Annotated in this window: 20 protein-coding genes and 1 tRNA gene; 13 read left to right on the top strand and 8 right to left on the bottom strand. The window is 62.5% G+C overall.

Features of this window, described 5'->3' with window-relative positions; all coding sequences use genetic code 11:
- The 8 genes from FCK22_RS00195 to FCK22_RS00160 all read left to right on the top strand — a co-directional run.
- The coding region (locus FCK22_RS00195) for a deoxyribodipyrimidine photo-lyase (RefSeq protein ID WP_136720140.1) at nt 1-812 on the top strand (812 nt) is incomplete at its 5' end.
- Between the two features lie 59 nt (nt 813-871).
- Complete coding sequence (locus FCK22_RS00190; protein WP_067266698.1) at nt 872-2,083, top strand: cyclopropane-fatty-acyl-phospholipid synthase family protein; 1,212 nt, start codon at nt 872-874, stop codon at nt 2,081-2,083.
- Between the two features lie 36 nt (nt 2,084-2,119).
- Entirely contained in the window at nt 2,120-2,560 is a 441-nt protein-coding gene (locus tag FCK22_RS00185; RefSeq protein ID WP_067266699.1) for a TrgA family protein, read from the top strand.
- Nucleotides 2,561-2,565: 5 nt separating this feature from the next.
- Complete coding sequence (locus tag FCK22_RS00180) at nt 2,566-3,699, top strand: NUDIX domain-containing protein (protein WP_067266711.1); 1,134 nt, start codon at nt 2,566-2,568, stop codon at nt 3,697-3,699.
- Nucleotides 3,700-3,712: 13 nt separating this feature from the next.
- Nucleotides 3,713-4,747, top strand: a complete 1,035-nt coding sequence (locus tag FCK22_RS00175; protein ID WP_067266701.1) for a cysteine synthase A — start codon at nt 3,713-3,715, stop codon at nt 4,745-4,747.
- Nucleotides 4,744-7,113, top strand: a complete 2,370-nt coding sequence (locus FCK22_RS00170; protein ID WP_136720119.1) for a DUF3772 domain-containing protein — start codon at nt 4,744-4,746, stop codon at nt 7,111-7,113. The genes FCK22_RS00175 and FCK22_RS00170 overlap by 4 nt, the downstream gene beginning before the upstream one ends.
- A complete protein-coding gene (locus FCK22_RS00165; protein WP_067266704.1) occupies nt 7,110-7,832 on the top strand; it encodes an alanyl-tRNA editing protein in 723 nt (240 codons plus the stop codon). Before FCK22_RS00170 ends, FCK22_RS00165 begins: the two co-directional genes overlap by 4 nt.
- Nucleotides 7,833-7,904: 72 nt before the next feature.
- Nucleotides 7,905-7,994 (top strand) — tRNA-Ser (locus FCK22_RS00160).
- Between the two features lie 113 nt (nt 7,995-8,107).
- On the opposite strand, the gene FCK22_RS00155 is transcribed toward FCK22_RS00160, so the two are convergent.
- The 4 genes from FCK22_RS00155 to FCK22_RS00135 form a co-directional block, all read right to left on the bottom strand.
- Nucleotides 8,108-8,398 (bottom strand): hypothetical protein, encoded by a 291-nt coding sequence (locus tag FCK22_RS00155; RefSeq protein WP_067266706.1) that lies wholly within the window; start codon nt 8,396-8,398, stop codon nt 8,108-8,110.
- Nucleotides 8,399-8,834: 436 nt separating this feature from the next.
- Complete coding sequence (locus tag FCK22_RS00150) at nt 8,835-9,335, bottom strand: L,D-transpeptidase (protein WP_082852128.1); 501 nt, start codon at nt 9,333-9,335, stop codon at nt 8,835-8,837.
- A gap of 207 nt (nt 9,336-9,542) precedes the next feature.
- Nucleotides 9,543-10,658, bottom strand: coding sequence for a hypothetical protein (locus FCK22_RS00145; RefSeq protein WP_248646391.1), 1,116 nt, complete (start codon nt 10,656-10,658; stop codon nt 9,543-9,545).
- A 657-nt stretch (nt 10,659-11,315) separates the two neighbouring features.
- Nucleotides 11,316-11,885, bottom strand: coding sequence for a DUF882 domain-containing protein (locus tag FCK22_RS00135; RefSeq protein WP_067267369.1), 570 nt, complete (start codon nt 11,883-11,885; stop codon nt 11,316-11,318).
- A gap of 331 nt (nt 11,886-12,216) precedes the next feature.
- Between FCK22_RS00135 and FCK22_RS00130 the strand changes: the two genes are divergently transcribed.
- From FCK22_RS00130 to FCK22_RS00115, 4 genes are read left to right on the top strand one after another with little or no spacing between them, the layout of a single operon-like run.
- On the top strand, nt 12,217-13,833 hold the full coding sequence (locus FCK22_RS00130; RefSeq protein ID WP_082852127.1) for a L,D-transpeptidase family protein: 1,617 nt from the start codon (nt 12,217-12,219) through the stop codon (nt 13,831-13,833).
- A gap of 34 nt (nt 13,834-13,867) precedes the next feature.
- Nucleotides 13,868-14,959, top strand: coding sequence for a UDP-3-O-(3-hydroxymyristoyl)glucosamine N-acyltransferase (gene lpxD / locus FCK22_RS00125; RefSeq protein ID WP_067267367.1), 1,092 nt, complete (start codon nt 13,868-13,870; stop codon nt 14,957-14,959).
- A 32-nt stretch (nt 14,960-14,991) separates the two neighbouring features.
- Nucleotides 14,992-15,249, top strand: coding sequence for an acyl carrier protein (locus FCK22_RS00120; protein ID WP_067267365.1), 258 nt, complete (start codon nt 14,992-14,994; stop codon nt 15,247-15,249).
- A 3-nt stretch (nt 15,250-15,252) separates the two neighbouring features.
- The gene (locus FCK22_RS00115) at nt 15,253-16,461 is read left to right on the top strand and encodes a beta-ketoacyl-[acyl-carrier-protein] synthase family protein (protein WP_136720116.1); all 1,209 of its coding nucleotides are present in this window, start codon (nt 15,253-15,255) and stop codon (nt 16,459-16,461) included.
- A 70-nt stretch (nt 16,462-16,531) separates the two neighbouring features.
- On the opposite strand, the gene FCK22_RS00110 is transcribed toward FCK22_RS00115, so the two are convergent.
- Nucleotides 16,532-17,182 (bottom strand): invasion associated locus B family protein, encoded by a 651-nt coding sequence (locus FCK22_RS00110; RefSeq protein ID WP_067267361.1) that lies wholly within the window; start codon nt 17,180-17,182, stop codon nt 16,532-16,534.
- 467 nt (nt 17,183-17,649) lie between these two features.
- On the opposite strand from FCK22_RS00110, the gene FCK22_RS00105 reads away from it, so the two are divergent.
- Entirely contained in the window at nt 17,650-19,188 is a 1,539-nt protein-coding gene (locus FCK22_RS00105) for a helicase HerA-like domain-containing protein (protein ID WP_136720115.1), read from the top strand.
- A gap of 74 nt (nt 19,189-19,262) precedes the next feature.
- Here FCK22_RS00105 and FCK22_RS00100 read toward each other — a convergent pair whose 3' ends face one another.
- The 3 genes from FCK22_RS00100 to FCK22_RS00090 all read right to left on the bottom strand — a co-directional run.
- Nucleotides 19,263-20,567 (bottom strand): branched-chain amino acid ABC transporter permease, encoded by a 1,305-nt coding sequence (locus FCK22_RS00100; RefSeq protein ID WP_067261481.1) that lies wholly within the window; start codon nt 20,565-20,567, stop codon nt 19,263-19,265.
- Nucleotides 20,564-21,574, bottom strand: coding sequence for a branched-chain amino acid ABC transporter permease (locus FCK22_RS00095; RefSeq protein WP_067261483.1), 1,011 nt, complete (start codon nt 21,572-21,574; stop codon nt 20,564-20,566). The genes FCK22_RS00100 and FCK22_RS00095 overlap by 4 nt, the downstream gene beginning before the upstream one ends.
- Before the next feature lie 2 nt (nt 21,575-21,576).
- The coding region (locus tag FCK22_RS00090; protein ID WP_136720138.1) for an ABC transporter ATP-binding protein at nt 21,577-22,213 on the bottom strand (637 nt) is incomplete at its 5' end.

Below are 22,213 nucleotides of genomic sequence, written 5' to 3'. Positions count from 1 at the left end.
TGGGGGGGGCCGCGGCTCAGGCCCGGCTTGGCTCATTCATGGCCCATATCGTCGAAGGCTATGACGAAAGCCGCGACATGCCGGGCGAAGACGGGACCTCGGCCCTGTCGGAAAACCTGTCATTAGGTGAGATCAGCCCGGCCCAGTGCTGGCACGCGGGCCAGCGGGCCATGCAGGAGGGCAAGCGCGGGGCTGAGACCTTCCTCAAGGAACTCGCATGGCGCGAGTTTGCTTATCACCTGATGTATCACACGCCGCGCATCCTTGACCAAAACTGGCGCGAGGAATGGCAGGCTTTCCCATGGAACGAGGACGAGCGCCGCGCCGAGGTGCTGGCGTGGAAACAGGGGCGCACCGGGGTGCCTTTCGTCGACGCGGCCATGCGCGAATTGCAGGTCACGGGGCGCATGCACAACCGGGGTCGCATGATCGTGGCGAGCTATCTGACCAAGCACCTGATGTGCCATTGGCGGATCGGGCAAAAGTGGTTCGAAGAACACTTGATCGACTGGGATCCGGCCAATAATGCGATGGGCTGGCAATGGGCCGCAGGATCCGGCCCCGATGCGACGCCGTTCTTTCGCATTTTCAACCCCGAGACCCAGCTTGATCGTTTCGACAAGGGGCGCGACTACACCCGCCGTTGGATCGCCGAGGGCCGCGCGAAACCGAGTGACGAGGCGCTGGCCTATTTCGCCGCGATCCCACGCCGCTGGGGCCGGAGCCCAGAGGATGATTACCCCGATCCGATCGTCGATCTGTCAGAAGGGCGGGAACGGGCGCTCGACGCCTACCGCAACCGCGACTTTTAACTTTTTGCGAAACAGCAGCCTGCGGTTACAGTAGGCCAGAACAAGAACGGAACCGAGGTATGAAGCTTACGACCACCGAGGGGCAGAAAGGTCTGCCCCGCTATTTCCCGCAGGTCTTCGCCATGGCGCAGGAGATGCAGCACGGGCGGGTGGACTTTATCCTGCCTGATGGCCGCGTGTTCCGCGCCGAAGGAGCCAAGCCCGGCCCGGTGGCGGAACTGCATATCCATAACGATGACCTTTTCGCACGGTTGATCCGCGAGGGCGATCTGGGCTTTTGCGACGCCTATCTAGATGAGTGGTGGTCGACGCCGGACCTGCAAGCCTTCATGGATTTGGTCCATGCGGGGAATGAGACGGTCTATGATGGTTTCCCCGGCCAAGGGCTGCTGCGTCAGTTCGAGAAGTTCCGCTTTTGGCTTCAGCGCAACAACCGCAAACAGGCCAAGCGCAACATCAGCTATCACTACGATCTCGGCAATGCGTTCTACAGCCTCTGGCTGGATGATACGATGACCTATTCCTCGGCCATTTTCGAGGGCGACGCCCAGCAATCGCTGGAGGCCGCGCAGCGGGCGAAATACAAATCCATGGTCGATCAGATGGGCGTGCAGCCCGGCGATCATGTCTTGGAAATCGGCTGCGGCTGGGGCGGTTTTGCGGAATATGCCGCAGCCGAACGCGGGCTGAAAGTGACCGCGCTGACCATCAGCCAAGAGCAGTTCAACTACGCGCAGGAGCGGATCGCCAAGGCGGGCCTCTCGGACCGCGTGACCTTCAAACTGCAAGACTACCGCGATGAGACCGAGAGCTATGACGGCATCGCCAGCATCGAGATGTTCGAGGCGGTGGGCGAGAAATACTGGCCGGTCTACTTCGATACGCTGCACCAACGTCTGAAACCGGGCCGCGCCGCGACCTTGCAAATCATCACCGTCGCCGACCGCCGTTGGGAGGTCTACAAACGCGGAGTGGATTTCATCCAAAAATACATCTTCCCCGGCGGCATGTTGCCCAGCCCCACGATCCTGCGGGGGCAGGTCGAGCGGGCAGGGCTGGTGGTCGACCGGTCGATCGAATTTGGCAAAAGCTATGACATCACCCTGCGCCGTTGGCATGAGACCTTTAACGAGAAATGGGATCAGATCACCACGCTTGGCTTTGACGAACGCTTTCGCCGGATGTGGAATTTTTACCTCACTTCCTGTGCCGCGACATTTGACAGTGGCAATTGCGACGTGACGCAGATTACGGTACGGCGACCTGTGTGACCGCCCCTGCGGTCCGCCCCCGCAAGGAGCCGAAAAATGCCGACTGGTGCGCGACTTATGGCGGCGATCTCACTCGCCGTGCTGGCCTTTGTCCTGTCGGGCATGGTGGTGCCACTGATGCCGGAAAGCACGGATTTCGGGTATTTCCTGCCGCTTAACGTGGTGCTTGGCCTCATCGTGGGCTGGCGCGTGATGGGCCGGCGCGCGGGCCGGGGCATCGTGGCTGCGATCAACAACGGTTTTGCCGGGGTCTTCGTGCTGATGCTCTGGGCGATCTTCTTGCAGGCGGCGAATGAAATGGTTCGGCTGGCGTTGCGCAACCGCTATGACGATCCCTTCGAGGCCATCGTCGCCGTCTTCCAGATCGGCGCGGAATTCGGTCTGATGATCGCCACCGTGCCCATCGGCGTGGCGCTTGTCGTCGGGGGCATGATTGCAGGGCTTTTGACCGAATTTGCTTATAACCGTTGGCCCTGATCCCCATGCGACATCTCTTTATCTACGGCACCCTGCGGCATCTGCCGCTGTTGGAAATCGTGCTTGGCCGCTCCGCCAAGGCGATTGACCTCAGCCCCGCCAATCTGCCCGGCTACCAAGTCTCTGCCGCCGCCGAAGGCCCGTTTCCCACGATTGAGACGCGCGATGGCGCGCAGGCCGAGGGCTTGCTGGTGCGGGGCCTGAGCGCGGATGATTTCGCGCGGCTCGACTTCTATGAAGGCGCGTTCGACTATGATTTGGTCCCGGTGACACTTGCAGACGGGCAGGGGGCCGAGGTCTATCTCCCCCAGCCCGGGCGCTGGACCGCGCAGGGGCCATGGTCCTTGCCTGAATGGGAGCGTGATTGGGCCGCGCTTTCCTGCCACGCCGCGCGCGAAGTGATGAGCTATATGGGCAAGCGCCCGCGGGCCGAGGTCGATGCGATGTTTCCGATGATCCGCCGCCGGGCCCATCAGCAGGTGCTGGCGACACAGGGCATGCATGATCCGCTGGCGCTCGATGGCAAGGTCGAGGTGACCGACCGCCGCCGCGTTTACGCGAACTTCTTCGCCCTTGATGAAATCTCGCTGCGGCATGAGACCTTTGACGGCAGCATGTCGGCGCAGATTGACCGCGCGGTTTTTGTCAGCGCGGATGCAGCTTTGGTGCTGCCCTATGACCCGCTGCGCGACCGCGTGCTGCTGGTCGAGCAAATCCGCATGGGCCCGCTGGCGCGCGGCGATCATACCCGCTGGCAGTTGGAGCCCATCGCGGGCCATATCGACCCCGGCGAGACACCGCAGGCCGCCGCGCGGCGCGAGGCGCGTGAGGAGGCGGGGATCACCTTGGGCGCCTTGGAACCGGTCGGAAACGTCTATGCCTCCCCCGGGAATGCGACGGAATTCTTTCACATTTTCGTGGGATTGGCGGATTTGCCGGATCATATCATCGGCACCGGCGGTTTGGCTGCGGAGGGCGAGGATATCCGGTCGCATCTTATGTCATTCGATGATCTGATGGCCTTGGCCGATGCGCAGGCGCTGGCCAATGCGCCATTGGTGGCAAGCGCCTATTGGCTTGCCCGCCACCGCGAACGCTTGAGGTCCGAAGGCGCGACAGCTAAACCGGACGGAACATGAACTGGGGGCAAACATGCAGGTTGCTAAAGATCTGGCCGAGGCCATTGGAAACACACCGCTGATCCGGCTGCGCGGCGCGAGCGAAGAGACCGGCTGCGAAATCTTGGGCAAGGCGGAGTTCATGAACCCCGGCCAATCGGTCAAGGACCGCGCGGCGCTGTTCATCATCCGCGACGCCATCGCACGGGGTGAGTTGAAGCCCGGCGGCACCATTGTTGAGGGCACCGCGGGCAACACCGGCATCGGGCTTGCGCTGGTGGGCGCGTCGATGGGGTTCAAGACCGTCATCGTCATCCCTGAGACCCAGTCGCAGGAAAAGAAAGACATGCTTCGGCTGGCCGGTGCGGAATTGGTGCAGGTGCCCGCCGCACCCTACAAGAACCCCAATAACTTCGTCCGCTATTCCGAGCGTTTGGCCAAGGAATTGGCCAAGACCACGCCCGAGGGGGTGATTTGGGCCAACCAGTTCGACAATACCGCCAACCGGCAAGCCCATATCGAAACCACTGGCCCCGAGATTTGGGAACAGACCGGCGGCGAGGTCGATGGCTTTTGCTGCGCGGTCGGTTCGGGCGGCACGCTCGTCGGCGTGGCCATGGCGCTGCAACCCAAGGGCGTGAAGATCGCACTGGCCGATCCCGATGGCGCGGCGCTGCACAGCTACTATACCGAAGGCGAGTTGAAATCCGAAGGCAGTTCCATCGCCGAGGGCATCGGTCAGGGGCGGATCACCGCGAACCTCGAAGGGTTCAAGCCCGACTATTCCTACAACATCTCAGACGAAGAGGCGCTGCCGGTCGTCTTTGACCTGCTGGAGAATGAGGGGCTCTGCCTTGGTGCCTCCTCGGGCGTCAACGTCGCCGGGGCCATGCGTTTGGCGAAAGAGATGGGGCCGGGCCATACCATCGTGACCGTGCTGTGCGACTTCGGCACGCGCTATCAATCCAAACTCTTCAACCCGGAGTTCCTGCGCGAGAAGGGGCTGCCGACGCCCGCTTGGCTTGATGCCGCGCCGCAATCCATCCCAGGTGTTTTCGAGGATACATGACCCAAATGCTCCGCTTCGCCCTTGGCCTTACCGCGTTGCTGGTCTGGCTGACCGGCGCTGCTGTCGCACAGGAACCGGTTCTGCCGGATTTCGACCAATGGGAAACCGTCGCCTCTTCGGCTGAAGAGGCGGTGGACGCCCCCGATACCACCGAAACCATGCTGGAGGTGCAGCGCGCCCGGCTGGTGGATTACCGTGCCGAGTTCGACGCGGCGCGCAACCTGAATGCCGCGCGGATCAGCGCGCTGCGCGAACAATTGGCCGCGCTCGGAACCCCGCCCGAGGGCGAGGGGGCCGAGCCGGAATCCCCCGAAGTCGCCGCCAACCGTGAAGAGTTGAACCGACAGCTCAACACCCTGCTGACGCCGGTTCAGCGGGCCGAAGCGGCATATCTGCGCGCCGATGCGCTGATCGGGCAGATCGACGTGGCCCTGCGCGAACGCCAGACCGAGCAGTTGATGGAGGTGGTGCCCACGCCGCTCAACCCCGTCCATTGGCGCACCGCGATAGACGATCTGGCGACAGCGGCGGGCGAGATCGCCGCCGAAGCGCCTGACGATGCCGACACGGCGCGACGCAGCCTGCGTTCCTCTCTCCCTGCGGTTCTGGCTCTCACCATTCTGGGCTTGGTGCTGATCTTCCGTGGCCATCATTGGTCGACCGCGATTGTGGGTCGGCTTCAGCAATTCGGCGCGCGCGGCTTTGGCATCTGGCGCTTTGTCGTGTCTCTTTTGCGGATCATCCTGCCCACGGTGGGTCTGGTCTTACTGGCCATGGCCGTCTTGGCGACCGATTGGCTCGGCCCGCGCGGCTCAACCCTTGTGCAGCTGATCCCGGTGATCGGCGGCGCGATGCTGGGTGTTCGCTGGGTCGCCGAACGGGTGTTCTCTCGCGATGAGGACGAGGCGCTGATCCTGCTGCCCGCGGCTGAGCGCAAAGCGGTTCGTTTCTACGTCAGCATTATCACCGTCACCGTCATCATTGGCGCCATCATCACCGCCATTTTCGACGGCCAGCAACCGGCAGAAACCACCGAGGCCGTGCTGCGCCTGCCGGTAATGCTGCTGAGCGCCTTTGCCCTGTTCCGCATCGGGAAAATTCTGCGCGGTTATAGCGATCCGGTGACAGAAGATGTCTCCGCCGCCGAAGAGCCGCGGACCTCGACGCTGAACCGCGTCGTGCGCGGGCTGGGCTTGGGCGCGATGATCGTGGCCGTGGTGGCGCCCCTCTTGCTGATCAGCGGCTATTACAACGCCGCCGTTTCGCTGCTGCCGCCCTATGTCACCACGCTGGTGCTTCTGGGGCTGGTGATGACGCTGCAACGCTTCTTGGCCGATGTTTACGGTGCCATGACCGGGCAAGGGGTGCAGGCACGCGACGCGCTGATGCCCGTCTTCTTTGGCCTGATCCTGCTGCTGCTGTCGCTGCCTGTGATGGCGCTGGCATGGCATGGCGCGCGGGTCACCGACCTAACTGAGCTTTGGGCGCTGTTCAGCCGGGGCTTCGCCTTTGGCGAGACGCGGATCCGTCCCACGGATTTCCTCTCCTTCGCGGTGATCTTCGTGATCGGCTATGCCGTCACCCGACTGATCCAAGGGGCGCTGCGCAGCAACGTCCTGCCCAAGACGCGGATGGACATCGGCGGGCAGAACGCCATCGTCTCGGGGATCGGCTATGTGGGGATTTTCCTCGCCGCGCTGCTCGCCATCACCGGGGCGGGGATCGACCTTTCTGCGCTGGCCTATGTTGCCGGGGCACTTTCGGTCGGTATCGGTTTCGGCCTGCAAAACGTGGTGTCGAACTTCGTCTCGGGCATCATCCTGTTGATCGAACGCCCGATCTCCGAAGGGGATTGGATCGAGGTGGGCGGCCAGATGGGCTATGTGCGCGACATCTCGGTGCGTTCCACAAGGATCGAAACCTTCGACCGCACCGATGTGATCGTGCCCAATGCCGACCTGATCAGCGGCACGGTCACCAACTACACCCGCGGCAATACCGTGGGCCGCCTTATCGTGCCCGTGGGCGTGGCTTACGGCACCGACACCAAACGGATCGAAGGCATCCTGCAAGAGATCGCCGAGGCGCAGCCCATCGTGCTGACCAACCCGCCGCCCGCGGTCCTGTTCTTGAACTTCGGGGCCGATGCGCTGGAGTTCGAGGTGCGCTGTTACCTGCGGGACGTGAATTGGATGATGAAGGTCAAGAACGACATCAACCACGCCATCGCCGCGCGTTTCAAAGAGGAAGGGATCGAAATTCCCTTTGCCCAACGCGACCTATGGCTGCGCAACCCTGAGACCTTGCAGCACGCGACCAGTGCCAGCGTCCAAGACGGCAGCGACAAGGCGGAGCCGCAGGCATGACGAGCGAGCTCTACCGGACCGAGACCTATCTGCGCGATGCCCCGGCCCGCGTGGCGGCCCATACGCCCGAAGGGGGGGTGATCTTGGACAATTCCCTGTTCTACCCCACGGGCGGCGGGCAGCCGGGCGACAGCGGATGGCTGACCTGGGACAAGCAAGAGCTCACCATCGCGACCACGGTGCGCGACCGCGACAGCGGCGGCATCGCGCTGGTCCCGGCAGAGCCGCGTCCCTTGCCGCCGGTGGGGGCTTTCGTGAAACAGGAACTCGACTGGGACCGTCGCCATAAACATATGCGCGTGCATACGGCGCTGCATCTTTTGTCCGTCGTCATTCCACATCCGGTTACGGGCGGACAGATTTCGGCCACCCATGGGCGGCTCGATTTTAACATGCCCGATGCGCCGCAGGCCCGAGAGGAACTGGAGGAGGCATTAAATCACTTCGTCTCCCTCGACGCGCGGGTGAGCGAGGACTGGATCACCGAGGCCGAATTGGACGCCGCGCCCGAACTGGTCAAAACCATGTCGGTCGCCCCGCCCCGCGGACGAGGGGACATTCGCCTGATCCGCATCGGAGAGGCGCAAGACCCCATTGATCTACAGCCCTGCGGCGGCACCCATGTCGCGCGCACCGGCGAGATCGGCGGGCTTCGCCTTGGAAAGATTGAGAAAAAGGGCCGTTTGAACCGCCGGGTCTATGTTCATCTGGGCGGTTAGATAAATTTATCCTCTCTGGGGGGAATTCGCTCTTGCAACTCACTGCCCCCCCAAGCTAAACCCCGCCTCAACGGAGCGGTGGCCGAGTGGTCGAAGGCGCACGCCTGGAAAGTGTGTAGGCGGGAGACCGTCTCCAGGGTTCGAATCCCTGTCGCTCCGCCATTTTCCCTTTTTTCCAGAAAGAAGTTGTTGCCCATCGGGCCATGCGGCTCCGCCTGCAAGAAAAAAGCCCGGCACCTTTCGGGCCGGGCTCTCTCGGGTCTACCTATGACAGTTTAGCGGGAGTCGTTGCCCGCGCCGTAACCACCATAGGCGAAACCTTCGCCCAAGCTGCTCACGGGGCCGCTGGTCGAGAAGGTGGCGACCGGCGCACTCTCGTCCGAGAATGTTTCCAACCGCAGGTCAGCGGCGCGCTCATTAGGGCGGGTTTCACCGGCATCCGCGGCATGGACGACATCAGCCGTTAGGGACGTGTCCAAGCGCAGGTCTTCGTAGCGTGTCGACTGGCCTGCGAAGCTCGCGGTGGCGATCAGAGTGGCGGCGGCGGTTGCGATAAAGAGTTTCATTGTTCTAGTCCTTTCAGGTTTGGGAAAGGGCGTCGGCTTTCTCGCTCTGGGGAGAGGCGGGGATGTCGGGAGGCCCGTTCGATGCAATGATATTAAGGCGCGGTGAGGGGCGGTTACAAAGCAACTCGGATCACGGCCCGGTGTCAGAACGAGACCCGGCGCGACTGGATCGTAACAAATTGACATATCCGCATAAGATACTGTTTTTAATAAGTTATCACCATGCCGCGGAACGGGACTTATGACATTGGCCGGCCCCGCGAAGAGCGTTCAAGACCTGTTACACAGTCGTCGCAGAAACGTGTGTGCCGCCACCGCACCCAAACCTCTTTGGCCCGTGTGAAATGTTTCAATCCTACAGGTCGACAGAGAGGCACAAAAAAGCCCGAAGCGGATATTCTCCGCTCCGGGCTGCTTGATGTGGCCGAAAGAAAACTCAGCCGATGGGTTCGTAAAGCACCACGCGGGTGTTCATTGGCACGCGGTCATAAAGCTCGGCCATCTGATCGTTCACCAAACGGGCACAGCCGTTCGAGACGCGTTTGCCCAATGTGCTGGGGTCATTGGTGCCATGGATGCGCAGGAAGGTATCGCCGCGCTCCTCGGTGAAGAGATAGAGGGCACGCGACCCCAGCGGATTGTCCAAACCGCCTTCCATACCATCGGCGTATTTCTTGTATTTCTCCGGTTCGCGGTCAATCATACCCGGTGTCGGGGTCCAGCTCGGCCATTCCTTCTTGGCACCAACGTAGAACTCACCGGATTCATAAAGACCGGGGCGGCCCACGCCCACGGTATAGCGCCACGCCATATTGTCGGGCAGTGTCCAGTAGAGCGCGAAATTGTCGGGATCGACGTGGATTTCATAGGGCGGCGCGCCCGCCGCGATTGGCACTTTGCGCGGCATCATCTCTGGCGGCACGTCATAGCTCGGCATTTCCTTGGGCGGATGCGCCAATGCGGGCGTGGCAAGGCCACCGCCGAATGCGGCACCGCTGGCGGCTACACCGGTGATGAAATGTCGTCTCTTCATTGCGTCGTTCCCCTATTCTTCAATCTCGTGTTGAAAGGGAAACCGTTTCAGCGCCTTGCCGTTCCATCGCGCGAGCCGGATCACAAACTGTTGTAGCCAAGCGGCAGCGCGTCAAACCGACAGCCTGTCGATCACGCACTGCGCCCAACGGCCGGCGGATTGGCCAAAGCAATCGTGCAGGGAATCCACCGCCGTCACACTGCCGAGCGCCAGCCGCCCCAACAGGCAAAGGCCGGGCACGGGGCGTCCGTCAGGGGCGCGCAGCGTCCCGTCAGGCGCGGTCGCGGCGGCCAGATCGGATGACAGCTGGGAGAGCAAACCTTGGGAGATGAGATCGGGCAGGGGCGGTGCTGCGATGCTCGAGAGGTTCGGCGCAGGCAGCACCGCATCGACGATGACCGACACCTCCGCCGCGTGCCCCTCCGCCTGCAATGTCCAGCCTTGCGCGCTGTTCGTGATCTCTGGATTGGTGGCGAAGGACAGGTCGACCAGCCCCGCGTCGATCAGCGCCAAAAGCTCCCGGGCGGAGGCGAGGTGCGGGCCGTAGGAATATCGTTTCAGCCCCTCATCGAAGTCTATCAGCCGCTTGGCTGTCTGGGGCGACGCGTCGCGGGGATTGAATGCCGCACGCCATGTGTCTTGCCATTTGCGCCAGACTTGGCCAAGCGTGTAGCCAATACTCGGCGCGACCTCTCCGGCGGCCAGTTCTATCCCGTGACGCAGCGCCTTCATTGGAGGCAACTGGTCCTGCGCGCCGGGGTCTGACCATTCGACGTTAAGCCAGTCCGCGATTTCCGTCACCCGCACATTCTGAGGTGCAAGGATACGCGCGACCACGGGGAGGAGGGCGTCAGAGATCAACGAAGGCGCCGCCTCGGGTCCCGCATCGACCGCAGCGATGGCCGCTTCTGAGAAGCCCGTGGTCTCTTCCGATGTGGGATCGAACAGCGCGTCGAAGCCGGCAGCCTGTGGCTTGGGGAAGGGGGGTTGCCCGTTGAGCGAGAAGGGCAGAATGCGGCAGGGCTCCCGGCCCGAGGCATGATAACCCGCCGCGTCGAAGCGCCCGCCCTGTCCCATGGTCAGACCGCGCAACACATCATAGGTCGACAGCCCCAAGCCCCGGACCGCGACGTGCTTGCCCTGCCATGCCGCCGCCCGCGCGCGCAGATCCGCCGCTGGATAGCCTGCGCGACTTCTGCCTCGCGCCGCGCTGCGTGCTCTTGCCAATCGGCCCATTGCGCGTCCGGCTCGACAGGGGGCTGCCCGAGGGTGAGGAGCACTTCGTCATATGGCGCCTCCGCCCCGCTTTCCGATTGCACACGCCAACCCGCCCCCTCGGGCGAGATGCGGTCCACAGCGGCGGGGATCACCCTGCAAGTCACGCCCGTTTTCGTAAAACCCCGGGCAAAAAGATCCTCCCGCCGCGCCATGAGGTAGCGGCCCATTTCGGCGCGAGAGGGGAAACTGTCGGGATCTACGGCGCGGTCTTGCCACTCCGCGAAATGCCCGACCAGCGACCCCTTTGGCGGGCGGATCGCGATATCGCGGTTAGGGATGTTAAGCAGACAATAGGCAGGCTCGGAGGGGGCGAAGTTCGGACCCGCGCCGGGATGGGGGCCGGGTTCATAAATGTCGATCTGTATCCGCCCTTCGGTCCCCGTAAGCCGTTGCGACAGAGCCTCCAACGCGCCAAGGCGCGCGGCCCGAAACCGATCACCGCAATGCGCGCCGTCTTTATCTGCATTTCTCTCCCCGGCATGTGTTTGGCGCGACCGTAGAGCCGTACCACGGCCAGCGAAAGCCCACCGGCGACAATATCGCGCAACAAAAAAGGCACCCGAAGGCGCCCTTAACAATTGACTCATCCCGTCCGAGAGGCTGCGATCAGCCGCCCCAGCTGCGCACTGTGCCGCAGTCCATATGGGTGAAGTTGGAGCCGGAGTAGCGCCCGACGCCGCCACCGCGACAAGCCATCGCCGCGCGGGCCACCTGATGCACCGAGCGCGAGGCGAGGCGCAGGTCAGCGGCCTGACCTTTGAGGTGCAGCGAATTCTTGGCCACACCGCTGGAACGGGAGCGCAGCATCGCGTTGGTTTTCGGGCTGCGGTAGCCGGAGAGGAGCATATAGGGCTCGTTCACATCCAGCAGATTATGCGACGCGGCCATGATATCGATGGTGCGCAGGTCCATGTTGATGACATCGTCGGTCCGCCAGTCGCGCATGAAGTGGTTGATCTCGGCAAAGGCGTCTTTGATATAGTGACCTTCGATCCAATAGATCATGTCCAACCGCTCACCGGTGCGGCCCGAATACATGCGGATGCGGCGAATGTCGCCTGCGCCCCGCAGAAAGCCTGCCGCGTTCGAGAAGGTGGGAGCTGCTGCAACGGTGGTTGCTGCGAATGCGCCGAGAAGGGCGCGCCGGGTCATCCCCGAGGAGCTTTTGCCTGTCATGTGTCTCTGTCCCGTCGTCTGCCTAAGTTACCCAAGATGTTACATGGGCCATTCATCTCATCCCCAGATGCAACATTGTTATTGCATAGCGGGAAAACCTGACCAAGGGCTGAATCGGAATGGTTCCCGAGTGGTTCAAATTTAGGCAAGTTTTTGCGCAATGCGGTTAAAAAACTCAATGTTTGCAGGGGCAACCGATGCGCAATCCGCACAGGCCATCACGCGTTTTTCCTGCGAACGGAAATTTGAATGGACTTGCGCGTAGTATTATTGGCAAACCGGGCAGGCAATAGGGTCGCGCGGCGGCAATGGTATATTCACGGGGTACGACATGGGATTCAGCGCGACTTTTTCACGGCAACTGTCCAAATTTATCGCAGGGTTTGCCCTGTTGATTTCGGCCCTGGTCCTTGCCGCGCCTGCCACGGCGCAGGTCACCGCCTTCAAACAAGCCGTCGCCGAAGCTGCTGCCCAAGACGATGACATCGCCGCCTTCTACCGTGAGAACGATTATACCGCCATCTGGACAGGGGCAGCCGAAGAACACCGCGCGCGCCGGTCGGAACTGATGCGGGCGATCACCACGGCGGATGATCATGGCCTGCCGGTCACCCGTTACAACCCCGATGCAGTGTTGGAGATGCTGCGCACGGCCGAGACCCCGCGTGATCGCGGATTCGCCGAGGTGGAGTTGAGCCGCGTGTTCCTGCGCTATGCCCGCGACGTGCAGACCGGTGTGCTGATCCCCAAACGGATCATCAGCCAGATCGTGCGCGAAATCCCCTACCGTGACCGGAAGACCTATCTGCAAGACCTGCCCGAATCCACGCCCGCCGCTTATTTCCGCGCCCTGCCGCCGCGCAGCCTTGAGTATAATGCGCTGCTGAAAGAGAAGATCGCGATGGAAAAGCTGCTGTCGCAGGGCGGCTGGGGCCCCTCGGTGCCTGCGGGCAAGCTTGAGCCGGGCGATACCGGGAATGACGTCATTGCCCTGCGCAACCGTCTGATCGCCATGGGCTTTCTGGAGCGGTCCAATGCCGTGGGCTATGACGCCAGCCTGACCGAAGCCGTGCGCCAGTTCCAAGAGGCCCACGGGCTGAACACCGATGGCGTTGCCGGTCCGGCCACGATGAAACAGATCAACATTGGCGTTGAGCAGCGGCTGCAATCGGTCATGGTCGCACTTGAGCGTGAGCGTTGGTTCAACACCGACCGCGGCAAACGTCATATCCTTGTGAACATCCCCGATTTCTCGGCCAAGATCATCGACGATGGCAAGATCACCTTCCAGACCCGCTCGGTGGTAGGGGCCGCGCGCGAGGACCGCCCGACGCCCGAATTCTCGGACGTGATGGAGCATATGGTGGTCAATCCCAGCTGGTATGTGCCGCGGTCGATCGTCACTGGGGAATACCTGCCGCAGCTCAAGCGCAACCCCTATGCGGTCAACCATATCGAGATTACCGACAGCCGGGGCCGCAAGGTGAACCGCGGCGCGGTGAACTTTAACCGCTACACCGCGCGGACCTTCCCCTTCTCCATGCGCCAACCGCCCAGCAAGACCAATGCCTTGGGTCTGGTGAAGTTCATGTTCCCCAACAAATACAACATCTACCTGCATGACACCCCGGCCAAGAGCCTGTTTGCCCGCGACGTGCGTGCCTTCAGCCATGGTTGCGTGCGTCTGGCCGAGCCCTTTGAATTCGCCTATGCGCTGCTGGCCCCGCAATCGGCAGACCCGGAAGGTGAGTTTCAGGCCATTCTGCGCAGCGGGCGCGAGACGCGCGTCGTTCTCGAAGAGCAGGTGCCGGTGCATCTGATCTACCGCACCGCCGTGACCAATGCGCGCGGCCATACCGAATACCGCGATGACGTATATGGCCGGGATGCGCTGATCTGGAACGCGCTCTCCAAGGCGGGGGTGGCCTTGCGCGGCGTTCAGGGGTAACTCTCGGGCGCGCAACAAGTAAGGGCCGCCCGAAATGACCTATAGTGTTCAGCAAATCGCCAAAGCCGTCGGCGCCAGCGCCGAGGGCGACATCGAACTCAAGGTAAGCGGCGTCGCGGAACCCGCCAGCGCCAAATCGGGCGAAATGGCGCTGGCGATGGACCCGCGCTATGCCAGCAGCCTTTCCGATGGCGCCGCCGAAGTGGCGATGCTTTGGGAAGGGGCTGACTGGCGCGCTCTGGGCCTCAAGGCCGCGATCTTGCCCAACCGTCCGCGCTATGCGCTTTCCGGCGTGACGCGGATGCTCGACAAGGGGCAGGGGTTCAAGCCGGGCATTCACCCCACCGCCGCGATCGACCCCGAGGCCGTGCTGGGCGAAGGCGTCTCGGTCGGCCCCTTGGCGGTGATCTCTGCCGGGGCGCGGATCGGCGCGGGCAGCGTCATCGGGCCGCTGTGTTTTGTTGGCGTGGATGCGACATTGGGTGACGGCTGTTTTCTGCGCGAACATGTCAGCATCGGCGCGCGGGTCACCATTGGATCGGGTTTCATCGCGCAGTCGGGCGTGCGCTTGGGCGGCGACGGTTTCTCTTTCGTGACGGCCGAGCTGTCCACCGTGGAAAGCGCGCGGCAAACGCTCGGCGATCAGGGCGATGCCGCCCCGCAGCCTTGGACCCGTATCCATTCGCTTGGCGCTGTGACCATCGGCGCGGATGTCGAAATGGGCATGGGTTCCACCATCGACAACGGCACCATCCGCGACACGCAGGTCGGCGACGGCACCAAAATCGACAACCTCGTGCATATCGGCCACAACGCGGTGATCGGCAAAAACTGCCTGCTCTGCGGGCAGGCGGGCGTTGGCGGCTCGACCCGCGTGGGCGACAATGTGGTGCTCGGCGGGCAGGTCGGTCTGGCCGACAATATCACCATTGGCGACCGGGTGATCGCGGGCGGGGGGACCATTGTGCTCTCCAACGTGCCCGAGGGACGCACCATGTTGGGCTACCCCGCCACCCAAATGAGCAAGCAGACCGAAATCTACAAAGCGCTGCGCCGTTTGCCCAAGCTGCTGCGCGATGTCGCGGCCCTGCAAAAGGTGGTTTCCAAAGCCGACAAGGCTGACTAAACCTGCCGCGGACATATGTTGGGGGACGCCGCATGAACACTCAGGATCAGGTCATTACCATCCTCGCCGAACAGGCCATGATCGAGCCGGAGGATGTCACGCTCGACAGTACGCTCGAAGACCTCGGGATCGACAGCATGGGGGTTGTGGAATGCATCTTTGCGATTGAAGAGACATTCGACATCAACGTGCCTTTCAACGCCAACAGCCCCAGCGAAAGCGATTTCGACATCTCGACCGTGCGCAGCGTCGTCGCCGGGGTCGAACGGCTGCAAGCCGAACAGAGCTGATCGATGCGGCGCGTTGTCATCACCGGCGCGGGCACGATCAACGCTTTGGGCCTGTCGGTGCCCGAGACGCTGGCGGCCATGCGCGAGGGCAAATGCGGCATCGGTCCGCTGGAGTTCCGGGATGTGGAGCGGCTGGCCATCCGCATCGGCGGTCAGGTGCGCGGGTTCGAGGCCGAGGGCCGCTACAACCGCCAGCAAATCGCGCTCTATGATCGGTTCACGCAATTCACCCTCACCGCCGCGCGCGAAGCGATCGAACAATCGGGCCTGACCTTCACCGATGACTTGGCCGCCCGCGCAGGGGTGGTGCTGGGCACGGCGGGGGGCGGTGTCTCGACATGGGACGATAATTACCGCGCGGTCTACGAAGAGGGCAAAAACCGGGTGCATCCCTTCGTGGTGCCCAAGCTGATGAACAACGCCGCCGCCAGCCATGTCAGCATGGAATGGAACCTGCGCGGGCCGTCTTTCACCGTCTCCACCGCCTGTGCCTCGTCGAACCACGCCATGGCGCAGGCCTTCGCGATGGTTCGCTCAGGCAGGAGCCCGGTGATGGTGACGGGCGGATCGGAATCCATGCTCTGCTTCGGCGGGGTGAAGGCTTGGGAAGGGCTGCGCGTGATGAGCCGCGATGCCTGCCGCCCCTTCTCAGCCAATCGCAACGGAATGGTGCAAGGCGAGGGCGCGGGTGTCTTTGTCTTTGAAGACTATGAACACGCGCGCGCGAGGGGAGCCGAGATCCTCTGCGAAGTCGCGGGGTTCGCTATGACCTCGGATGCCAGCGATATCGTCATGCCCTCCAAGGCGGGAGCCGCGCGGGCGATGCAGGGCGCACTGGCCGATGCGGGGATCAACCGCGAAGAGGTCGGCTATATCAACGCACATGGGACTGGAACGGCGGCGAATGACAAGACCGAATGCGCCGCCGTGGCGGATGTCTTTGGCACCCATGCGGACCGGTTGATGATCTCTTCCAGCAAATCGATGCATGGTCATATCATCGGCGGCACCGGCGCGGTCGAGCTTTTGGCCTGTATCATGGCGCTGCGCGACGGGGTGATCGCGCCGACCATTGGCTATGAGGAACCCGACCCGGAATGCGCGCTCGACGTCGTGCCCAATGAGGCGCGCGAAGCGCAGGTTGATGTGGCGCTCAGCAATGCTTTTGCCTTTGGTGGGATGAACGCCGTGCTGGCGCTGCGCCGCGCCTGAGCGACGCCCGGCCATAAAAAAATGCCGCCCCCGAGGTCGGGCGCGGCATTCAAATCGGTAAAATCCAGTCTTACTGCTCGATCACCGAGACTTCGTCGTAGCTGGCAGTGAACCCGTCGAGCGAGAGGGTCAGTTTCACTTCCTGATCCGGGGCCAGAGCGGGCACGATGGTCAGCACCGCTTCCTTGCCGCGCTTGAAGGCGCCGATATCGGCATCGGTCAGACCCATGCGCACATAGCAGCCCACGGGGTTGCAGAAGGCATAGGGATAGCGGCGGGCCTTGCCACCGTCGACCGACAGGGTCAGCTGCGCGGGCAGGGCGGTCTCAAGCGGGACAACAACCGTGGCACCGGCCTTGGCCTGACCACCGCCGGGCAGACGGAAGAGCGAGACTTCGGCAACCGGCGCGCCTTCGCCATCGGCGAGGAGTTGGTACATCTGGCAGGGGTCGACCTCTTCCTCGGTCTTGATGCAGCGCATCTCCCAAGCACCGATTTCTTTCTTGGTGTAGGGCTTGCCCAGATCGGGGTCTTTGTCCGCATCTTCACCAAGGCTCAGCTGCTCTTCGATCTGCGAAGCATTGCCGCTGGTGCCGGGCTGGGGCTGCTGCTCTTCGGTCTGGGCGGTGTCTTCTTCCGTGGCGGTCTGGGCGAAAGCCGTCATTGGGGCCGTCAGTGCAAGCGCTGCACAAAGCGGCAGGGCGGTCATAAACTTGCTCATGTCATATCCACATTTGTTGCGTTACCGCCCCTTACCACGCCGCCCCGGGATTGTCAGTGGCCAGAGCCGCATTTCGATCAAGGTTCGGGCAATTTCATGCCGACCCCGCAGTCGCGGTTTTCCCGCGATGTCAGAGGCTTAAACGCCAGAAATGCAAAAGGGGACGCAGCGCGCCCCCTTTCGGTGTACTTTCTCCCCGTCGGACTGGGCCGACTTATTAATGCCACGTTAGGCAAGCGCGTGATGCCGGTCAACAGGAAAAATGCGACAATCTGTCAGGGTTTTAGCACGGCCCCTGGCAGAAAAAGGGCCGCACCCGAAGGCGCGGCCAAGTCTAACAGGGAGGAAGTACACCCACCCGATGAAAGGACATGCGAGCGGGATGCCTTCACTATGGCGCGCAAAGGTTAAGTTTGTATGCTCTAGTGGAACGGACGAATGGCTAAAATTGACAGAAAGGCCCCAGCGTGAGCAGTGACATCTTTATCGGCGGCGGCGGTCCCGACCATGCGACAAAGCAATTCCTCGATCTTGGCTATGCCAACCGTCACGGGCTGATCGCGGGGGCGACGGGCACGGGCAAAACAGTGACGCTGCAAATCCTTGCCGAGGGTTTTGCCAATGCCGGGGTGCCGGTGTTCCTATCGGATGTGAAGGGCGATCTGTCCGGCCTTGCCGTCGCGGGGAGCGAGGCCGCCAAACTGCACGGCGCTTTCACCGAACGCGCGGCCAAGATCGGCTTTGACGACTATCGCTATCAATCCTTCCCGGTCACCTTTTGGGATCTCTTTGGTGAGCAGGGCCACCCTGTCCGCACCACGGTTTCCGAGATGGGGCCGCTGCTCATCGCGCGGTTGCTCAGCCTGTCCGAGGCGCAGGAGGGCATCCTGAACATCGCCTTCCGCGTGGCCGATGAGGAGGGGATGCCGCTTTTGGACCTGAAAGACCTGCAATCCCTGCTGGTCTGGGTGGGAGAGAATGCGAAGGACTTGGCGCTGCGCTATGGCAATGTCTCGACCGCCTCCGTCGGCACCATTCAACGGCGGCTGCTGGTGCTGGAGAACCAAGGCTGCGCGCAGTTGTTTGGCGAGCCGGCGCTGGCGCTCTCGGACCTCATGCGCGGCGATGCCGAAGGGCGCGGGCGGATCAACATCCTCGCCGCTGACAAGCTCATGGCCTCGCCCAAACTCTATGCGACTTTCCTGCTGTGGCTCATGTCCGAACTGTTCGAAGAACTGCCTGAGGTGGGCGACCCCGACAAACCGAAACTCGTGTTCTTCTTTGACGAGGCACATCTGCTGTTTGACGATGCGCCCAAGGCGCTGGTCGATAAGGTGGAGCAGGTGGCGCGGCTCATCCGCTCCAAAGGCGTCGGGGTTTATTTCGTGACCCAGAACCCCGCCGATGTGCCCGACGATATCCTCGGCCAGCTTGGCAACCGTATCCAGCACGCGCTACGCGCCTTTACCGCGCGGGACCGCAAGGAACTGCGCCAAGCCGCCGAGACCTACCGCGAGAACCCGCGCTTCGACACCGAAGAGGCGATCCGCGAGGTCGGTGTTGGGGAGGCCGTGACCTCCATGCTGCAACGCAAGGGCGTGCCGGGCGTGGTGGAGCGTACCTTGATCCGGCCCCCGTCTTCGCGGCTCGGCCCGATCACTGTGGCGGAGCGCGCGGCGGTGCTGGCGGACTCTGATTTAGCAGGGAAATACGAGACCGTGCAGGACCGCGAGTCAGCCTATGAAATGCTGAAGGCCCGCGCAGAAGCGGCGGCCAAAGAGGCGGAAAAGATCGAAGCCGCGGCAGAGGCCGAGGACGCAGCCGCGCGAGAATTCCAGAAGGCCCGCCGCTATGGCGGGGCACGCAGCGGCGGCAGCCGGACAAGCCGCAAGGCGACGGACGGTTTCGGCGATGCCATCGCGAGCGCGGTGATCAAAGAACTGAAAGGCACCACCGGGCGCCGTATCGTGCGCGGCATCTTGGGCGGATTGTTCAAGGGGCGCTGAAGCGGCCTGAGAAATGAAAAAGGGGCGCGGTATTGCAACCGCGCCCCTTTTTACATCGTGAAGCTCAGCGGGATTCACCGCTCGGGGATCAACCCGCGCGGGCTGAAGCGCAGGACCAGAAGCAGCACAATGCCCATGGTCAAAAGCCGCATATGCGCCGCGCTCTCGATCAGATGGGCCTTCAGGGCCGACCCTTCGGACATGCCCGCGGTGATCAGGTTCATCAGCCACAGGCCCATCGGCTCAACCTGCACCCAGAGGAACCAGATCAGGAAGCCACCAAGGATCGCGCCGAAGTTGTTGCCCGAGCCGCCAACGATCACCATCACCCAAATGAGGAAGGTAAAGCGCAGCGGCTGGTAGGTGCCGGGCGTCAACTGGCTATCCATCGTCGTCATCATCGCCCCCGCGATCCCGCAGATGGCGGAGCCGAGGATGAAGACCTGCAGATGCCGCGCTGTCACGTCCTTGCCCATGGCCTCCGCCGCGACCTCGTTGTCGCGGATCGCGCGCAGCATCCGGCCCCATGGGGAATGCAGCGCACGCTGGCTCATCCACAACAGGACGATCAGCACCGCCGCGAAGAGCGCGATATAGAGCAGTTTGACCCAGAGCGTCGAGGCGTCCACGGGATCAAAGCCAAGGCCCGCCGCACGTTCCACGAAGGCGGGGTTGTTTTGCAGGTCAATCTCATAAGGCACGGGGCGGGGCAGGCCGATCACGTTCTTCACGCCACGGCTCATCCAGTCTTCGTTCTTTAGGACCGCGATGATGATCTCGGCAATCCCCAGCGTCGCAATCGCTAGGTAATCCGACCGCAGGCCAAGGGCTGTCTTGCCGATCAGCCACGCCGCGCCAGCGGCAAAGAGGCCGCCCACTGGCCATGAGATCAGCACCGGCAAGCCAAGCCCGCCGAGATAGCCGGTTTGCGCGGGGTTAATCGCCTCGACCGCCTGAACGGCGGGGTCAAGCAGGCCACGGAAGATGAAGAAGCCGATGACCAAGACCGCGATCACCGAAAGCGTGCGCAGCGTGCCCGGCGCCATCCGTTTCATCAGCATGACCGCCGCCACCACGGTGGCCGCCCCAAGCGCCAGCGCCCCCAGAATGGCGAAACCACCGGTGGACCAAGCGCCCTCGGTCGGGGGCATGGAGACCAGCACAGCCGCCAAACCGCCAAGCGCCACAAACCCCATGACGCCCACGTTGAACAGCCCCGCAAAGCCCCATTGCAGGTTCACCCCAAGCGCCATGATCGAAGAGATCAGACCCATGGCGATGATCAGCAGAGCCGAGTTCCAGCTTTGCGCAAAGCCGGTGTAGATGATCATCAAGGCGATGATCGCGAAAAGAATCGTGTTTTTCACAGTCTGGGTCATACCGATTTCCCCTTGAACAGGCCGGTGGGCTTGATCAGCAGAACGATCAGAAGAATGACGAAGCTGACCGCAAATTTGTAATCCGTGCTCATGAGCTGCACCAAGCCGTCCGGCTGCAACCCTTCGGGCATCACATAGCCCAGCACCTTTTTCCACGCGTAGGTGATCGTGACCTCGCTAAACGCGATCACGAAACCGCCCGCGATGGCCCCGACCGGCGAGCCAAGCCCGCCGACGATGGCCGCCGCGAATATCGGCAGCAGAAGCTGGAAATAGGTGAAGGGTTTGAACGACTTATCAAGGCCGTAGAGTGTGCCCGCAATCGTCGCCAAGGCGGCCACGATCATCCATGTGATCATCACCACACGCTCGGGGTTGATGCCGGACAAGAGCGCCAGATCCTCGTTATCGGAATAGGCGCGCATGGATTTGCCCGCTCGCGTCTTGTTGAGGAACCAAAACAGCAGTGCGACGACGATGATCGCAGTGACGATGGTGATGCCTTGGGTGGTCTTAAAGGCCAGACCCTCGCGCAGGCCGGTCATTTCCTTGAAATCCCGCGCCGACATGATGAAGCGCTGGCCGTCGAGGAAGTTCTGATCATCCGCGCCGATGATGAAGCGGGTGATGCCGTTGTAAATGAAGGTCACGCCGAGCGAGACGATCACGAGGATCACCGGCTTGGCCTTTTGTTCACGGTAGAACTTGTAGACCACCTTGTCGGTGCCGAGCACCAGCAACATGGTAAAGGCAATGCCGAAGGGCAGGGCCAGAAGCGCCGTCGGCAGCACGCCGAGGCTCAGACCCATAGACTGGAACAGCCATGTCATCAAGATCGTCGCCATGGTGCCCATGGCCATCGTGTCGCCATGGGCGAAGTTGGAAAACCGCAGGATGCCGTAGACCAGCGTCACGCCAAGCGCGCCAAGCGCCAGCTGCGAGCCATAGGCAATGCCCGGAATGAGCACATAGTTCGAAAGTGCAATGAAAGCGTTGAGCAGATCCATGTTCAGCCCCCCAGAAACGATTTGCGGACTTCAGGATCGGCCAACAGCTCTTTGCCGGTGCCGGTAAAGGCATTCGTCCCCTGCACAAGCACATAGCCTTTGTCCGCGATTTCAAGCGCTTGACGGGCGTTTTGTTCGACCATCAGGATCGGGATGCCGGTGCGGGCGACCTCGATGATCCGGTCGAAAAGCTCGTCCATGACGATGGGCGAGACACCCGCCGTCGGCTCATCCAGCATCAGCACCTTGGGCTGGGTCATCAGCGCGCGGCCCACGGCCACCTGCTGGCGTTGCCCGCCCGACAGTTCACCCGCCGCCTGATTGCGCTTTTCCTTGAGGATCGGGAAAAGGTCATAGACCTGCGCCATCGTATCGCGAAAGTCATCGCGGCGGATGAAAGCGCCCATCTCAAGGTTCTCTTCGACCGACATGGAGGTGAAGATGTTCGAGGTTTGGGGCACGAAACCCATGCCCTTGGCCACCCGGTCCTGCGGGCTGAGTTCGGTTATGTCTTCACCATCCAGCCGCACATGGCCCTTGCGCATGTCGAGCATGCCGAAGACCGCCTTCATGCCGGTGGATTTGCCCGCGCCGTTGGGGCCGACGATCACCGCGATCTCGCCGCGGTCGACCGCGATG

It is taken from the genome of Sulfitobacter sp. 15WGC (assembly GCF_005068605.1).
GTDB classification, from domain to species: Bacteria; Pseudomonadota; Alphaproteobacteria; order Rhodobacterales; family Rhodobacteraceae; genus Sulfitobacter; species Sulfitobacter faviae.
Note: the sequence above shows the minus strand (reverse complement) of the source record. Positions and strands in the feature narration are given on the sequence as shown.

Excerpts from the sequence above, each read along its gene's own strand:
- FCK22_RS00095 (WP_067261483.1), bottom strand. The coding sequence starts at position 21,574 with ATGGATCTGCTCAACGCTTTCATTGCACTTTCGAACTATGTGCTCATT.
- FCK22_RS00135 (WP_067267369.1), bottom strand. The coding sequence starts at position 11,885 with ATGACAGGCAAAAGCTCCTCGGGGATGACCCGGCGCGCCCTTCTCGGC.
- FCK22_RS00170 (WP_136720119.1), top strand. The coding sequence starts at position 4,744 with ATGACCCAAATGCTCCGCTTCGCCCTTGGCCTTACCGCGTTGCTGGTC.
- FCK22_RS00155 (WP_067266706.1), bottom strand. The coding sequence starts at position 8,398 with ATGAAACTCTTTATCGCAACCGCCGCCGCCACTCTGATCGCCACCGCG.
- FCK22_RS00150 (WP_082852128.1), bottom strand. The coding sequence starts at position 9,335 with ATGCCGAGCTATGACGTGCCGCCAGAGATGATGCCGCGCAAAGTGCCA.
- FCK22_RS00100 (WP_067261481.1), bottom strand. The coding sequence starts at position 20,567 with ATGACCCAGACTGTGAAAAACACGATTCTTTTCGCGATCATCGCCTTG.
- FCK22_RS00190 (WP_067266698.1), top strand. The coding sequence starts at position 872 with ATGAAGCTTACGACCACCGAGGGGCAGAAAGGTCTGCCCCGCTATTTC.
- FCK22_RS00185 (WP_067266699.1), top strand. The coding sequence starts at position 2,120 with ATGCCGACTGGTGCGCGACTTATGGCGGCGATCTCACTCGCCGTGCTG.
- FCK22_RS00175 (WP_067266701.1), top strand. The coding sequence starts at position 3,713 with ATGCAGGTTGCTAAAGATCTGGCCGAGGCCATTGGAAACACACCGCTG.
- FCK22_RS00120 (WP_067267365.1), top strand. The coding sequence starts at position 14,992 with ATGAACACTCAGGATCAGGTCATTACCATCCTCGCCGAACAGGCCATG.
- FCK22_RS00130 (WP_082852127.1), top strand. The coding sequence starts at position 12,217 with ATGGGATTCAGCGCGACTTTTTCACGGCAACTGTCCAAATTTATCGCA.
- FCK22_RS00165 (WP_067266704.1), top strand. The coding sequence starts at position 7,110 with ATGACGAGCGAGCTCTACCGGACCGAGACCTATCTGCGCGATGCCCCG.
- FCK22_RS00110 (WP_067267361.1), bottom strand. The coding sequence starts at position 17,182 with ATGAGCAAGTTTATGACCGCCCTGCCGCTTTGTGCAGCGCTTGCACTG.
- FCK22_RS00115 (WP_136720116.1), top strand. The coding sequence starts at position 15,253 with ATGCGGCGCGTTGTCATCACCGGCGCGGGCACGATCAACGCTTTGGGC.
- lpxD (WP_067267367.1), top strand. The coding sequence starts at position 13,868 with ATGACCTATAGTGTTCAGCAAATCGCCAAAGCCGTCGGCGCCAGCGCC.
- FCK22_RS00180 (WP_067266711.1), top strand. The coding sequence starts at position 2,566 with ATGCGACATCTCTTTATCTACGGCACCCTGCGGCATCTGCCGCTGTTG.